General features: G+C 59.2%; 13 protein-coding genes and 1 pseudogene. 5 read left to right on the top strand and 9 right to left on the bottom strand.

The genetic code is table 11. The features are described 5' to 3' along the window. The first annotated feature begins 125 nt into the window (after positions 1–125). Entirely contained in the window at positions 126–1,469 is a 1,344-nt protein-coding gene (mobQ, locus tag DL1_RS17075; RefSeq protein ID WP_038068528.1) for a MobQ family relaxase, read from the top strand. Here the strand turns inward: mobQ and DL1_RS17070 are convergent. Both DL1_RS17070 and DL1_RS17065 read right to left on the bottom strand, forming a co-directional pair. Next, entirely contained in the window at positions 1,459–1,797 is a 339-nt protein-coding gene (locus DL1_RS17070) for a hypothetical protein (protein ID WP_038068526.1), read from the bottom strand. The two genes, mobQ and DL1_RS17070, sit on opposite strands and share 11 nt — an antisense overlap. A gap of 173 nt (positions 1,798–1,970) precedes the next feature. Further along, complete coding sequence (locus tag DL1_RS17065; protein ID WP_038068524.1) at positions 1,971–2,507, bottom strand: hypothetical protein; 537 nt, start codon at positions 2,505–2,507, stop codon at positions 1,971–1,973. A 483-nt stretch (positions 2,508–2,990) separates the two neighbouring features. On the opposite strand from DL1_RS17065, the gene DL1_RS17060 reads away from it, so the two are divergent. After that, positions 2,991–3,650: an ArdC family protein gene (locus tag DL1_RS17060; protein ID WP_245739661.1), complete on the top strand. Its 660-nt coding sequence runs from the start codon at positions 2,991–2,993 to the stop codon at positions 3,648–3,650. 28 nt (positions 3,651–3,678) lie between these two features. On the opposite strand, the gene DL1_RS17055 is transcribed toward DL1_RS17060, so the two are convergent. From DL1_RS17055 to DL1_RS17045, 3 genes are read right to left on the bottom strand one after another with little or no spacing between them, the layout of a single operon-like run. Continuing rightward, on the bottom strand, positions 3,679–4,677 hold the full coding sequence (locus DL1_RS17055) for a tyrosine-type recombinase/integrase (RefSeq protein WP_038068522.1): 999 nt from the start codon (positions 4,675–4,677) through the stop codon (positions 3,679–3,681). Next, the gene (locus DL1_RS17050) at positions 4,674–5,618 is read right to left on the bottom strand and encodes a tyrosine-type recombinase/integrase (protein WP_038068520.1); all 945 of its coding nucleotides are present in this window, start codon (positions 5,616–5,618) and stop codon (positions 4,674–4,676) included. The genes DL1_RS17055 and DL1_RS17050 overlap by 4 nt, the downstream gene beginning before the upstream one ends. Further along, a complete protein-coding gene (locus DL1_RS17045; RefSeq protein WP_074855007.1) occupies positions 5,615–6,856 on the bottom strand; it encodes a tyrosine-type recombinase/integrase in 1,242 nt (413 codons plus the stop codon). The genes DL1_RS17050 and DL1_RS17045 overlap by 4 nt, the downstream gene beginning before the upstream one ends. Positions 6,857–7,247: 391 nt before the next feature. Between DL1_RS17045 and DL1_RS21315 the strand changes: the two genes are divergently transcribed. The 3 genes from DL1_RS21315 (at position 7,248) to DL1_RS17030 (ending at position 9,784) form a co-directional block, all read left to right on the top strand. Then, positions 7,248–7,379, top strand: a complete 132-nt coding sequence (locus DL1_RS21315; RefSeq protein ID WP_245739662.1) for an HIT domain-containing protein — start codon at positions 7,248–7,250, stop codon at positions 7,377–7,379. A gap of 76 nt (positions 7,380–7,455) precedes the next feature. Beyond that, positions 7,456–8,811 carry an IS1380-like element IS1247 family transposase gene (locus tag DL1_RS17035; RefSeq protein WP_006473457.1) on the top strand — a complete coding sequence of 452 codons (1,356 nt, stop codon included), beginning with the start codon at positions 7,456–7,458 and terminating at the stop codon, positions 8,809–8,811. 271 nt (positions 8,812–9,082) lie between these two features. After that, entirely contained in the window at positions 9,083–9,784 is a 702-nt protein-coding gene (locus DL1_RS17030) for a VIT1/CCC1 transporter family protein (protein ID WP_038068518.1), read from the top strand. 124 nt (positions 9,785–9,908) lie between these two features. On the opposite strand, the gene DL1_RS17025 is transcribed toward DL1_RS17030, so the two are convergent. From DL1_RS17025 to DL1_RS17010, 4 genes and pseudogenes are all read right to left on the bottom strand, one after another. Further along, the gene (locus DL1_RS17025) at positions 9,909–10,301 is read right to left on the bottom strand and encodes a group III truncated hemoglobin (protein WP_020952701.1); all 393 of its coding nucleotides are present in this window, start codon (positions 10,299–10,301) and stop codon (positions 9,909–9,911) included. Between the two features lie 60 nt (positions 10,302–10,361). Then, positions 10,362–10,520 (bottom strand): annotated as a pseudogene (locus tag DL1_RS17020) (transposase); the annotation flags it as partial. A 245-nt stretch (positions 10,521–10,765) separates the two neighbouring features. Then, positions 10,766–12,280, bottom strand: coding sequence for a catalase (locus tag DL1_RS17015; RefSeq protein WP_038068513.1), 1,515 nt, complete (start codon positions 12,278–12,280; stop codon positions 10,766–10,768). A gap of 337 nt (positions 12,281–12,617) precedes the next feature. Continuing rightward, the gene (locus tag DL1_RS17010) at positions 12,618–13,280 is read right to left on the bottom strand and encodes an ArdC family protein (protein WP_081856385.1); all 663 of its coding nucleotides are present in this window, start codon (positions 13,278–13,280) and stop codon (positions 12,618–12,620) included. Between the last annotated feature and the right edge of the window lie 23 nt (positions 13,281–13,303).

Genomic DNA, 13,303 nt, shown 5'->3' with positions numbered 1-13,303 from the left:
CCGCGCCGGTTCCGGGCGCACTCTTGCGGAGAAAAGACGGCTGACCCGGCGGCCCATGTCAGGGCATCGGTACGGATCAGCCGCGGCGCGCGGGCTTGTCCGCATCACTGGCGAGGGGAAGGCGCATGGCCAGCTACCACCTCTCTGTGAAGACGATCAAACGCAGCGCCGGGCGCTCTGCCACGGCGGCAGCGGCCTACCGTGTCGGAGAGCGCATCGAGTGCCAGCGCGAAGGCCGCATCCACGATTACACCCGCAAGCAGGGCATCGAGGAGACCTTCATCCTGGCCCCGAAGGACGCGCCGGATTGGGCGCAGGATCGGTCCCGCCTCTGGAACGAGGTCGAGGCCAGCGAGACCCGTCGCAACTCCGTCACCGCCCGCGAATGGGAACTGGCCCTGCCGTCCGAGATCAGCGCCGAGGACCGCTCCCAGATCACGCGCGACTTCGCCCAGGAACTGGTCAGCCGCTATGGCGTAGCCGTTGATGTGGCGATCCATGCGCCGCACCGGGAAGGTGATCAGCGCAATCATCACGCCCACGTCCTGACCTCCACCCGCAAGCTGGAAGCCTCTGGCTTCACCGCCAAGACGCGGGTTCTCGATTCCGCGAAGACCGGCGGCGTAGAGATCGAGCAGATGCGCGGCCTCTGGGCCGAGTTGCAGAACCGCGCGCTTGAGCGTGTCGGGGAAGTCGAGCGCGTCGATCACCGGTCGCTCGAAGCGCAGCGCGAGACGGCGCTGGATCGTGGCGACAAGCTGTCCGCCGAGGAGCTGGACCGCGACCCCGAGCTGAAGCTGGGGCCAGCGGCCAACTCCATGGAGCGGCGGGCGAAGGCGATGGCCGAGCGTCAGGGCCGGGAATACGTCCCGGTCACGGAGCGCGGCGCGGTTGTCCATGCCGCTCGCCAGGCCCGCGCCGCCTTCCGCGAAATGCGTGAGCGGCTGGATATCGCGCGGGAGACCTACGGCATTGAGCGCGAGGCGGGGCAGGGCCGTGTTTCCGCCGGTCTGGCGGCACTCCGGGCCGCGACGTCGAAAGAACGTGACGGGCGCACGTCGGACGATATCCGTGAGCGGTTGTCGCAGGTCGTGGGCCGGTCACGGGACCAGGACGACACGCCGATCCCAGAAGGCCGCAATTACGCGCGCGAGCGGCTGAGAGAGATCATGGAGAACGACGCCGGGCGCGATGGTCAGGCGGCGGTTCACAAGCTGGACGGGTTCAGCGAAAATGACCTTGGCGAGGAGGCCGCGAGACCGTCGCGGACCCCCGGCCACCGTCAAAGGCAGGACCGCTCCGACGATATCGCGCGCGAGGATCGCAAGCCGTCTGTCAACGAGCGGCTGAAGGATGTGCTGAACAAGCCGCGTGAGCGGCTAGAAATTGAGGACGAGCGCGATCAGGAGAAGGATCTGGAGGTCGAGAAGGATCGGGACATCGACCGCGATCCAGGCCTCAGTCACTGACGAGACGATGAGAAGTCGTTTCCCCGTTTTTCATAGGAATGCTCGCCTGTGCGAACCCAATGCCGACGAGGAACGATATAACTCCAGTTGCCGTCTTGAACTCGCGCACCCTGATCGCATTTTGCGTCACGCGCGTTCTGGCAGTGACGAGGATTTTCTCCTGACCGTCGTTTCCGACCGTTCGCATGATCCACATGCCGTACCAGCTTGGTCCCTTGCGTTCAGGATCGGCTTTGCACAGCACTTCGACTGTGTGTCCTTCCTCGGCAAGCGCCCGAAGGCCTTGTTCGGTGGTCACGTTTAGTTCGAGGTCAGTCGTCTGGTTCATCGCATACACTGAGAAAAGGAGGGATAGTCTCTTTGTGGCGGAATCCAGTAAGGCGTTCAATAGTATATTATTGGAAAGGCGTGCATTTTGAGAACGTTTCCGGCTGCGACGATGGCGGGTGTGTCATTCCGTTCGATGGAAAGACCAAGCCGATCATGTAAGAAATTACGGGATCAGTTAGCGCCGGGTATGTTTGCCCATGATAGCCGGAGATTGTTGCCCACTCTTTTGGGCAAGTTGGCCCGCTTCACGAGACGTCCCGAAACTTCAAAGTTGTCGTCTATCTTCACAATGAGCAATTTGCTGAAGTGCCTGTCGAGACGCACACTGGTTTTTTCTTTGCTGTTGATCGGCGAGATTGTTTTGATTTCAACGAAGTCGTTTCCCAATCTACCATCGGAGCCTTGGGCATGGTTCTTGTGAAGTTTGATTCCATACATGATCGCACCGAAAAGTTCACCTATGTCGCCGTAAACGTTGAGGTGCTGTCCAGTGTCACAGAAATAGGCCTCTGCAAGCGTCAAAAGGTCCTGAAAGTATGGAACCAAAGTTGGATCAGCGTTCGGATATTTGAGGCGCAGTTCGGCCTCGCGCTCAAGTTCAGCGAGGCGGCTGAATTTGGTTTCTTCTGGATCGATAATGCTATCCCAGCCAAGCCATTCGCCATCAATCCAAAATGCGTTGTCTGGCCCCAGTACATTGGCTGTCATATGAAACTCCTGTTCAGGGTCAGTACCCAAAGACTTTGAAAATATTATGACCGCCCTTCGCTTCGGTTCCAGCCAATAAAGTCAATATGACTCGGTGATCCCGGCGTGCGCCGGTCTCGCTTTGAGCGATAGACAGGGAAGGGGATCGACGGGCTGACGCCCGCTTACCCCAACCCTGACAGTTTCCAAATCCTGTTGATCCGCCTGCCATCCTGCCAGGTCCGAGAAAACCGGCAAGCGCCGCCTGTGGCGTCGGTTCCGGTCGAGAATTCCGGTTCCTCCCCCGCGCAGGCGCGCGGTTCCCTCCCAAATTCACGCCCTCCACCCGGTTGTCACGGCCCTGCCAGGCCGCAGGACGGGCTTTGCCCTTACCTGCTCTGCCCTTCGGAATGCATGGGCATTCCAAAGATCAGAACAGGAAGGCCCGCCCATTGGCGGAAACGGGAAGAGACCCGGACCGCGTCACTCGAAGGAGGTTCACAAATGGCCGCAGAGAAGTTTGACGTTTATTCCCATGTCACCAATCAGATCATTGCGCAGATTGAGGCCGGAACGCCGCCCTGGCGCAAGCCGTGGACCGGCGGCGGTGCATCGGTCAGCTTGCCGGAGCGGTTCAACGGCGAAGCCTATCGGGGCATCAACATCCTGATGCTTTGGGCCACGGCGATGGCCAAGGATTACAGCTCAGCTCGCTGGATGACGTTCAATCAGGCCAAGCAGCTTGGGGGCCATGTCCGCAAGGGCGAGAAGTCCGCTACGGTCGTGAAATACGGCACCGTCGAGCGCGAGGACGACAACGGCGAGGAACGCCAGATCCCCTATGCCAAGGCCTACCGCGTGTTTAACGCCGACCAGATCGAGGGCTTACCCGCTGAATTCTACATCCTGCCCGATCCGCCCCGTGATCTTGGCACCGTGGCCGATCCCGCATTGGAAGCATTCTTTGCCGCGACAGGCGCGCAGATCGACACGACAGAGGAGCCGCGCGCCTACTACAGCATCAAGACCGACCGCATCCACATGCCCCCGATTGGCACGTTCTATCGGGCGGCTGGGTATTTTGGCACCTTGGCCCATGAGACAATCCATAATGCCGAGGTTCGGATTATGCCGCGCCGATATCCAGCTCCTGTTGTGTTGTAGTTAGATCGGCGCGGCAGGTCGGCATAATTCAGAGCGCTTCTAGGAATGCCAAGAGTTCGTCACCCGGTCGATATCGTCCGCTCGCCTGGCCAAGTGGCTTTGTCAGAGCCATAGCCCTTTCTTTCAGTTCGATATCGGCGTGGATGTAGACTTGTGTCGTATCAATCGATTCATGGCCCAGCCAAAGGGCAATGATTGTCCGATCAACTCCGCTCTGTAGAAGCTGCATTGCAGCGGTGTGGCGCAAGACATGGGGTGTGACGCGCTTCAGTCTGAACGTCGAGTTGGTCGAGGCGGCGGTGGCCGCATGTTTCCGAACAATTCGCTCGACCGCATCTCTGCTGAGCGGCCTGCCACTGATGGTTGCGAACAGGGGCTCGTTGGGCTCAGCCCGGCTCTGCGCGAGCCACGCCTTCAATGCATCCCGACTGTCTGTGCGAAGCGGCGTTGCGCGTTCCTTTCGGCCTTTGCCCATACATCTGAGGTGCGCTCCGGTGCCGAGCTCGACGTCGCCGACGCGCAGGCCGATCACCTCTGATACGCGCAAACCCGTCTGTAGCATTGTGAGGAGCAACACCCGATCACGCCGCCCAAACCAGGTCGTCTGGTCAGGTGCCTTCAGCAAGGCCTCCATCTCGTCACGGGTGAGGAAGTCCACGACGCGTTTTTCGTGCCGTTTGGACGGCATCGCCAGCACCTTCTGGCAATGATGCAGCAACTGAGGTTCACAGCCCGCGACATATTTGAAGAACGAACGGATCGCGGCTAGCCGCGTGTTCCGGCTTCGCGCACTGTTACCGCGTTCATCCTCGCAGAACGTCAAGAACCGCCCGATGATGTCGGCATCGATGTGGGCTACATGCAGCTCAGTCGGCGGCAACCTGGTCTCTGCTGTCGCGTATTTCAGCAAGAGCCGGAAGGTGTCGCGATAGCTGGCGATCGTGTTTGGGCTGGCCTGCATCTGGGTCAACAGCCGCTCGGTGAAGAACCGTTGCACGTAGATTGGCAATGGATAGGTCGCGATCATGATGCGCCCTCCAGTACCCGTCGTTCGGCCCGCGCCGCAGCCAGCTGCATCAGCTCGGGCACGGCTTCGATATACCAGAATGTGTGCTTTGGTTCGGAATGGCCGAGATAGGTGCTGAGCTTGTACATTTCTGCCTCGATGTCCCGGCCATCGCGGAACCAGTCCAGGATGGTGTGGACGGCAAATGTGTGCCGCAAATCATGGATGCGCGGTCCATCGCCGTGTCGGTTGAAGGCTTGCGGTGAGCGAAGACCGATGTTTCTGCTGACTTGCGCGAAGTTGTAGCGTGCCCCGCAATCTCCCGCCGGCTTGCCATCTTCTTTGATGAAGAACGCCGACGACTGGGGCGCTACCAGCCGATCCCGCAACTCGGCATAGTGGGCGAGCCGATGGGCGGTGTCGTGCTTGACGGGCAGCTGCCGATCCTTACCATTCTTCGTGTTTCTGAGCGTAAGCACGGCACGGTCAAGATCGACGTCTTGCCGGTCCAGAGACAAAGCTTCGTTCACCCGCATGCCCGTCACCGCGATCAAGCCGAACAGGGTCTGGCACAAAGCGGCACGAAGGCCGTAGGGCGACGGCAGCCGCCCGGCTTCATCGACAATGTCCGCGATCTGACTGGGCGCATAGATGTAGGGGACACGTCTTCGGTATCGACCTATGACGAGTTGGCTGGACGGGACTTCGGTCCGATCGTCGTGCTCTGCAAGCCAAAAGGCGAACCGGCGCACCATGCCAAGGCGACGAGACCATGTGTTGTTGTCCGCGCTGCCATAGTTTCCCTTCCAGCCAAGGAACAAGGGCGTCGAGATCCGGTCGAACCCGTTTTCGTCGCCATAGATCGCGAACTTGCGCAAAACCCGTTCCTCGAAGGAGAGGTCAAAGCCCATCGAACGCCGCAGGGCCAGGTATTCATCAAGTCGTTGGGTAAGCGGCTTCATTGCTTTTCCTCTGCCGTGGGCCAGGAACGCGAGATCGAACGCAAGGCATCGACATCATGTTGCGCATAGATTGTCGTGTTCATTGCAGACCGGTGTCGAAGCACATCCCCGATCTCGGCAAGCGACGCGCCTTTTCGCAGCATGTCGGTGGCCAGGCTGTGCCGCAGAATGTGCGTGCCGATATAGGCTTGCGGCGGAGTAATGCCGGTCGCAGCATATGCATCCCGTAAAATCCAGCGCAGGATTTGCGCGTCCTTGAACCTCTTGAACGGCGGTTTGACTGACACGAACAGCGCGCGGTCCGGGCCCAGGCGCTCGTTCTTGATGTAATCGACAATCGCCTCACCAATCTCCGCCGACATTGGCATCCGATCATGCAATTGCCTTTTGCCACGGATCAGGATTTCACCAGCACGCCAGTCGATATCGTCCAGTTCTATCGCCGTCACCTCTGGGGGCCGAAGGCCCAGCCGGGCGATCAGCATCAGCATTGCATAGTTGCGTCGGCCCGTTTTCTTGTGGCCGCGCACCGCCTCAATGAGCCGGTTGACCTGTTCCGGCTCCAGATACCTCGGAATGCCTGTCGGCTTCGGCTGCCGCGCCTTCGGCACGGCGCTGCTCAGGTTTCGCTCCGTCTTGCCGCTCCAAAACAGGAACTGGAACAGGTTACGCAGATGTGACGGACCGGTCTTGTCGCGCGGCGCATTTTGCGCCTCACGCAATCGAAGGATAAACCCAGTGATGTCGCGGGGTTTGATCTTGTTGAGATCGCCTAAACCGGTCCCGAACTTCGCGGTCAGAAACCGGTCATAGAACCGCAGGCAGTGGTAGATTGTGTCCCCGGACAGACCGCGCTGGACGCGCAGGTACGTCTCGTACTCTCGTTTGAGCACAGCCCTTGGCGACATGTCGAGTGGCGGTATAGGGCGCGCAGGAGCGGATGCATTCTCGATCAGGTAATCCCTGAACCGATTAAGTCGGTATAGGCAATGCTTCTTGTCTTTCGCCGACGCGGCGTCGACGATTGGACGCGCAAGCTGGTCCATAAGCTCATCAGTTAACTCAGCAGGGATGAGTTTTGCCGATACCAGGGCCTCCGTGAGCGCTTGTGCATTCGACCTGTATTTCGCAATCGACCCCTTGCTGTACCCTTCAGATTCGATGACTTCGGTGAAGTGGTCAGCATGGTTAATCCGGTTTGGTAGAGATCCGTTCGCGCGAGATGGTTGCGTTTTCATAAGCTTTTCCTTCAGTTGGTTGAAGGTTGTGCTTATGCCAGATCACCGAAGCGGACGCTCACGGGGCGAGGATAGATCGACACAATATGGGACATAGATGCCGGTCGCTTATCTCCGCCTTGCCGATGCTATCGGCCCACTGCGGACCTTCAAGATAGCGCAGCACGCCTCGGCTGAGACGTCAATCAGCCTGACGAAATGAGCTGGGATCTACGGCTGCTCCCAGCTAATGGGGAGTCCGAGAATCTGTTGCTGCACGGCACGTCACCCAAGTATTGGCACTTATGCCTTTCGACAGTAACTGTGAACGAAACAGGAACCCGATGGGGTCAAATGAAAGAATTAAACTTTCAAGGTTAGTTGCCTGTTTTGCCGGATCGATTCCGGCGAATTGCTCGCTCATCGGGTCTATCTGGGCGACCGCATCCTGGCCTTCCTCGACCTACATCCGATCCGCGCAGGCCATGTGCTTGTCATTCCCAAAGCACATCATGTCTGGTTTGAGCCCACATTTCCCAAGTAAGGCGCTGATTTCGCTGTCCTGACCATTATATTTCCTATATAAAACATGGTGTTGAAGGCTGCGATGGGCGCGTTTCATGGATCACCCAGAGGGTGCGGGCTTGCAACGGGCAGATCGGGTGGATTTCGACCCTCGCGTGCGGCTGGAATTTCGCGGCACGCAGCTCAGTTCCGACGGCGGCCTTCTGGTGATGCGCGAGCTTGATGACGCGCTCGGGTTGTCCGATTTGGCGTCAGCGGCGCTGCGCGATACTCGCTCTGGCAAGAACACGGTCCATCGGCTCGACGGCCTGTTCCGGCAATCAGTCTTTGGGCGGCTGGCCGGATACGAGGATGTCAACGACGCCAACCGTCTCGCCTGCGATCCGGTCATGCGCCAAGTTGTCGGCGGCAGAGCGGTCGATGCACAAGCGGCCTCGGCATCGCAGATGGGACGGTTCGAGACCGAGACGCTGGCTCTGGCCGGGAACCGTGCCGCGCTGGCCGACCTGAACGGGCAATGGATCGACCGGTTCCATGACCGTAACGGGCTGAAGTACATCGTTCTGGACATGGACAGCTCGGTCAGCCCGACCCATGGCGACCAGGAAGGGTCCGCCTGGAATGGCCATTTCGACTGTAGCTGCTATCACCCCAACTTTCTGTTCAACCAGTTCGGGATGCTGGAACGCTGCGCCCTGCGCCATGGCAACGTCCACAGCGCCGATGGCTGGCGTGATGTTCTCGACCCCGTCATTGCGCGCTACGCGGAGCGCGACCTTGGTGGCAGGTTCTTCCGGGCCGATGCTGCCTACGCGATCCCGGCGATCTATGAGCGATTGGAAGAAGCGCGGTTCTTCTACGCCATCCGGCTGCCCGCAAACGCGGTCCTCAAGGACAAGATCGCGCATCGGCTAACGCGCCCTGTCGGGCGGCCGTCACTGACCAAGGTCAAGCGGTTCTTCGAGGAATTCGAGTATCAGGCGGCGTCCTGGGACAAGGAACGCCGGGTGATCGCCAAGATCGAATGGCATCCGGGCGAACTGTTCCCGCGTGTCGGCTTCATCGTCACCAACCTGCCGATGGAGCCGGACTGGGTGGTGCGGTTCTACAACCAGCGCGGCACCGCCGAGCAGCACATCAAAGAGGGCAAATACGCCTTTCGCTGGACGCGGCTGTCGTGCCGGAAGTTCCGCGACAATGAGGTGCGGCTGCAACTGCACGCCCTGGCGTACAATCTGGCCACCTTCTTGCGCTGCATCGAGCTGCCCGAGGCCATGGCCGACTGGTCGTTGACCAGCCTGCAACTGAAGCTGATCAAGATCGGGGCACGTGTGGTCCGTCACGCCCGCACCATCACCTTCCAGCTGGCCGAGGTCGCTGTCACCGGCACGATGGTACGCGCCATCCTCGCCGCTATCCGCCGATTGCGAGCGCCACCGCTATGCGCATGATCGCGATCCACGCTCAAACTGAACGAAAGCGGCTGGACAGATCTGTCCGCTGCGCTGAAAAACGCCGCCCCTGGGCAAGGAAACAGCGGCTTCGCGGTCTGATCCGTCCAGATCCAGCAGTCTGCGCGACCGCAGGTGCCGCTTGCGGCAGAAAATCCTTGTCTAGCGCTCGGATACAGGCGATCTTCACCTCAAACGACACGCCACTTGGGGAATGCAGGCTGGAATCTACAGGGTCAGATCGACAGTATGAAATTGGAGCGGGACGGCCATGACCTATCAGTCAGCCCATGAAGAAGTACATTTCGTCAACCGCAGCGGTTGGTTGCGGGCCGCGGTGCTCGGCGCCAACGATGGGATCGTCTCGATCTCGGCGCTCATCGTGGGCGTGGCGGTCGCCAATCCTTCCGCAGAGGCGGTGTTGATTGCAGGCGCCGCGGGATTGGCCGCCGGGGCGATGTCGATGGCGGCGGGGGAATATGTCTCGGTCAGCTCACAATCGGATATTGAAGGTGCTGACATCGCCCGTGAGGCGCAGGCTCTGCGCGAGACACCCGCGGAGGAGGAGGCGGAACTGGCTTCTATCTGGGAGAGCCGAGGGCTCTCGCCCGCGACGGCAGCGCTTGTCGCGCGCGAGTTGACCGAAGCTGACGCGCTTGGGGCCCATGTGCGCGATGAACTCGGCCTCTCTGAGGTGCATAGCGCCAATCCCTTACAGGCTGCCTTTGCCTCTGGGCTCACGTTCACTTTGGCCGGGGCTGTGCCGATGGTTGCTGCGCTCGTCTCACCCGCAGAAACTGTCGCCGTCGTGGTTACTGTGACAACGCTGCTCGCGCTTGCCGTTCTCGGGGCTCTCGGGGCTTGGGCCGGCGGAGCCAAGTTGTTGCGACCAACACTGCGTGTGGTCTTCTGGGGCGGTGCCGCGATGGCAGTGACCGCCGCTATCGGGAAACTATTTGGGGTCGCGGTTTAGGCAGGCAGGGGGGCTATCCCCCCTTCTTGGGGATCGGGGGAAAGGTATTTTAGAGTTCAAAAGGGCCCGGCTTAACGGCTCTGGCATTGTCGAAGATTTGGTTGATGAAACTGCTGCCTCTCTATCAGCGGCGGAGGTTTGGGGGATCGCCAGCCTGCGCAAGCCCATAGCTGAGGCCCTTGCCAATCCGGTGCGCGAGGGCTGACCAATTGCGGGCCTGATCTATTGTGAGGTTAGCAGCCAGCACTTTATCAAAGAGGTCCAGCCATATTGGAAACATCTCAGCGCGTATGTCTCCTGCCTCTTTGTGAACGAACATGGGGTTTCCATCGTAGCCCTGTTCGCGCAGGATCGCGTTACGCCAGAAAGACATGATCCTGCTTTCATGCTCTGACCAATCCGTGACGTGCCGTGCAAAAACTGGCCCAAGAACTGGATGGTGGCGAATGTCTGCGTAAAAGCGCGCGACCACCACGCCGATTTCTTCGGCGGTAATGTCAAACCTACGCGCATTCATACTGGCCCCCTTTCACCTGCCTCTGTGTCACGAGTGTTTCCTCTGCGCATGGCTTCTAGGTCATGTTGACAAATGGCGTATCCATAGACGGATCGAGGTGATGTCGATGAAGCCGAGGAAGCTCTGGGCGGTCTTGTCGTAGCGGGTTGCGACCCTTCGTGCGTTCTTGAGCTTGTTGAAGCACCGCTCGACGAGGTTGCGCAACGAATACAGCTTGAGGGCCTGCCCGAGGATCAGGAAACGCGGCTTACCAGCCGCGCGCAACGTTTGGCGAAGCGGATGAAATCGATATATGGGGTTAAGCGCGTAGCGCCATCTCTTTCGCCGGTGTACCGCTGTTGCGGCGCATTGTCAGGCGCGCATCGAAGGCGCCTGTCGATGCCTTCGATGGTAATGTTCCGGCTTTCTATCGGTGTGTCCCGGCCGGGGCGCGCGACTCGCCCCGCCAGAATTACAGTGAAGCGTTACTCTGCCAATTCAGGCTTTGGGGACAGTTCCTCTGGCGATTTGGCCGACATGCCCAAAGCCTTGGCAACACCTTCGCCATAGTTTCGGTCGCAGCGCGTACAGTTGTCGATGTGACGCTGCTTTATGAAATCAGGAGCATCGCCCATGTTTCGCCCGGTGTTTTCAAACAGAACCTGTTGTTGTGCCGGTGTCATCAGTTGGAAAAGCTTGCGGGGCTGCGTGTAATAATCGTCGTCATCCTCGCGGAAATCGAACATTGCGGCGTTTCCGTCAATCTTGAGTGGCGGCTCCGCGTATTCGGGCTGATCGACCCATTGGCCAAAGCTGTTCGGCTGATAGTGCGGCAGCCTGCCGTAGTTGTCATCCGCCCGCCCAAGGCCATCTCGGTGGTTGCTCATGACCGGACATTTGGCGGCATTGACTGGCACCTGCTGGTAATTCACACCCAGTCGGTAGCGCTGTGAGTCCGGATAATTGATCAACCGCGTCTGAAGCATCTTGTCGGGCGAAACGCTGATTCCCGGCACGAGGTTCGATGGCGAGAAAGCGGCCTGCTCGACATCTGCGTGATAGTTTTCCGGATTGCGGTTCAGTTCGAATTCGCCGACTTCGATAAGTGGGTAATCTTCCTTGTACCAAACCTTGGTCAGGTCGAACGGATGAACGTGATAGGTTTCTGCCTCGGCTTCGGGCATCACTTGTACATACATCTTCCAGCGCGGAAAATCACCGCGTTCGATCGCATCAAAGAGATCGCGCTGATTGCTTTCGCGGTCATCGGCCACAACCGAAGCTGCCTCTGCGTCAGTCAGGTTTTCAATGCCCTGTTGGGTCCTGAAATGCAACTTCACCCAGAAACGCTCACCGGCGTCGTTCCAGAAGCTATAGGTATGGCTGCTGAACCCGTGCATGTTCCGGAAACTTTTGGGAATGCCGCGATCAGACATCACCACCGTGACCTGATGCAGGGCTTCGGGCAGAAGCGTCCAGAAGTCCCAGTTGTTTGTCGGGGAACGCATGTTGGTCCGTGGATCGCGTTTGACGGCCTTGTTGAGATCCGGGAATTTCTTGGCATCCCGCAAGAAGAACACAGGGGTGTTGTTACCCACCATGTCCCAGTTACCTTCTTCGGTGTAGAATTTGAGCGCAAAGCCGCGAATATCCCGCTCGGCATCTGCCGCGCCGCGTTCACCCGCCACAGTGCTGAAGCGGGCGAACATCTCGGTCTTCTTGCCAACTTCACTGAAAATTTTGGCGCGTGTGTAGTGGGTGATATCGTTGGTCACGGTGAACGTGCCGAACGCACCGGACCCTTTGGCGTGCATGCGGCGCTCCGGGATGACTTCGCGCACGAAATTCGCAAGCTTTTCGTTGAGCCAGATATCTTGCACCAACACGGGCCCACGTTTCCCTGCGGTCATTGAGTTCTGGTTGTCGACCACCGGAGCACCGAAAGCCGTTGTCAGGTGGGACACCGGACATTTACCCTTGTTTAAGACATCATCTGACATGGCCGTTCTCCCTCAAATAATGTGAATTTCCATGACACTTTAGAATGAGCATCAGGATTAATAAAGCGATGATGATGGAATAACAAAAACCACAGCCTGTAAAGTCGGTGGCCTCCTTCGCGTTAGTGGCCGCTCAAATTCTAAAAACTGCGCCTTGTACTGCGAGTAATATGCCTCAGTTCCCGTCGTAGCGAAGGTCGGCTTCCCACCCTTCGAGACCGATGCTGCGCCATTGATAAAAGAGAAGTATGGGCTCAAAGCCCGAATTCGCCGCGTTCGGTTCGAACGGCTGCTGTTTGCCGCCAAAGTGTTATGCCGACCTGCCGCGCCGATCTAACTACAACACAACAGGAGCTGCATATCGGTGCGGCATAATCCGAACCTCGGCATTATGGGTCAGCTCATGGGCAAGGGTGGCATAGTAGCCGGCGGCCTCGTGAAACGTGCTGATCGGCGGCATGTGGATGCAATCGCGCCGCAGGTCATAATAGGCGCGCGGCTCGGCGGTGGTCTCGATCTCCGCGCCCGAACGCTGAAAGAAGGCGTCTAGCTCAGGGTCGGCCACCGTGCCGAGGTCACGCGCGGGCTCGGGCTGGTGGTAATATTCGCCGGGCAGGCCCTCGATCTGGTCGGCATTGAACACGCGATAGGCTTTCGCGTAGGGGATTGCCTTTTCCTCCCCGGTCTCAGGGTCTTCCCGGTCGAAGGTGCCGTATTTCACCACGGTCGCGGATTTCTCCCCCTTGCGCACCTGTCCACCCAGCTCTTGCGCCTGCTTATAGGTCATCCAGCGCGCCGAGGCGTAGCCGTTCTTCGCCGCTGCGATCCAGAGCATCAGCACATTGATGCCGCGATATTCCTCACCGTTGTGGCGCAGCGGAAATGCCAGCCCGCCGCGCTCGCCGGTCCAGGGCTTGCGCCACGGCGGGGTGCCCGCCTCGATCTCGGAAATGATCGCGTCGGTGACATGCTGGTAAACGTCGAATTTCGGGGTCGCCATTTGTGGCCTCCTATGTGGTGAGC

Origin of the sequence: Thioclava dalianensis, assembly GCF_000715505.1 — a bacterium.
Classification (GTDB): domain Bacteria; phylum Pseudomonadota; class Alphaproteobacteria; order Rhodobacterales; family Rhodobacteraceae; genus Thioclava; species Thioclava dalianensis.
The sequence above is the reverse complement of the archived record's forward strand: the minus strand, read 5'-3'. Positions and strand labels throughout refer to the sequence as shown.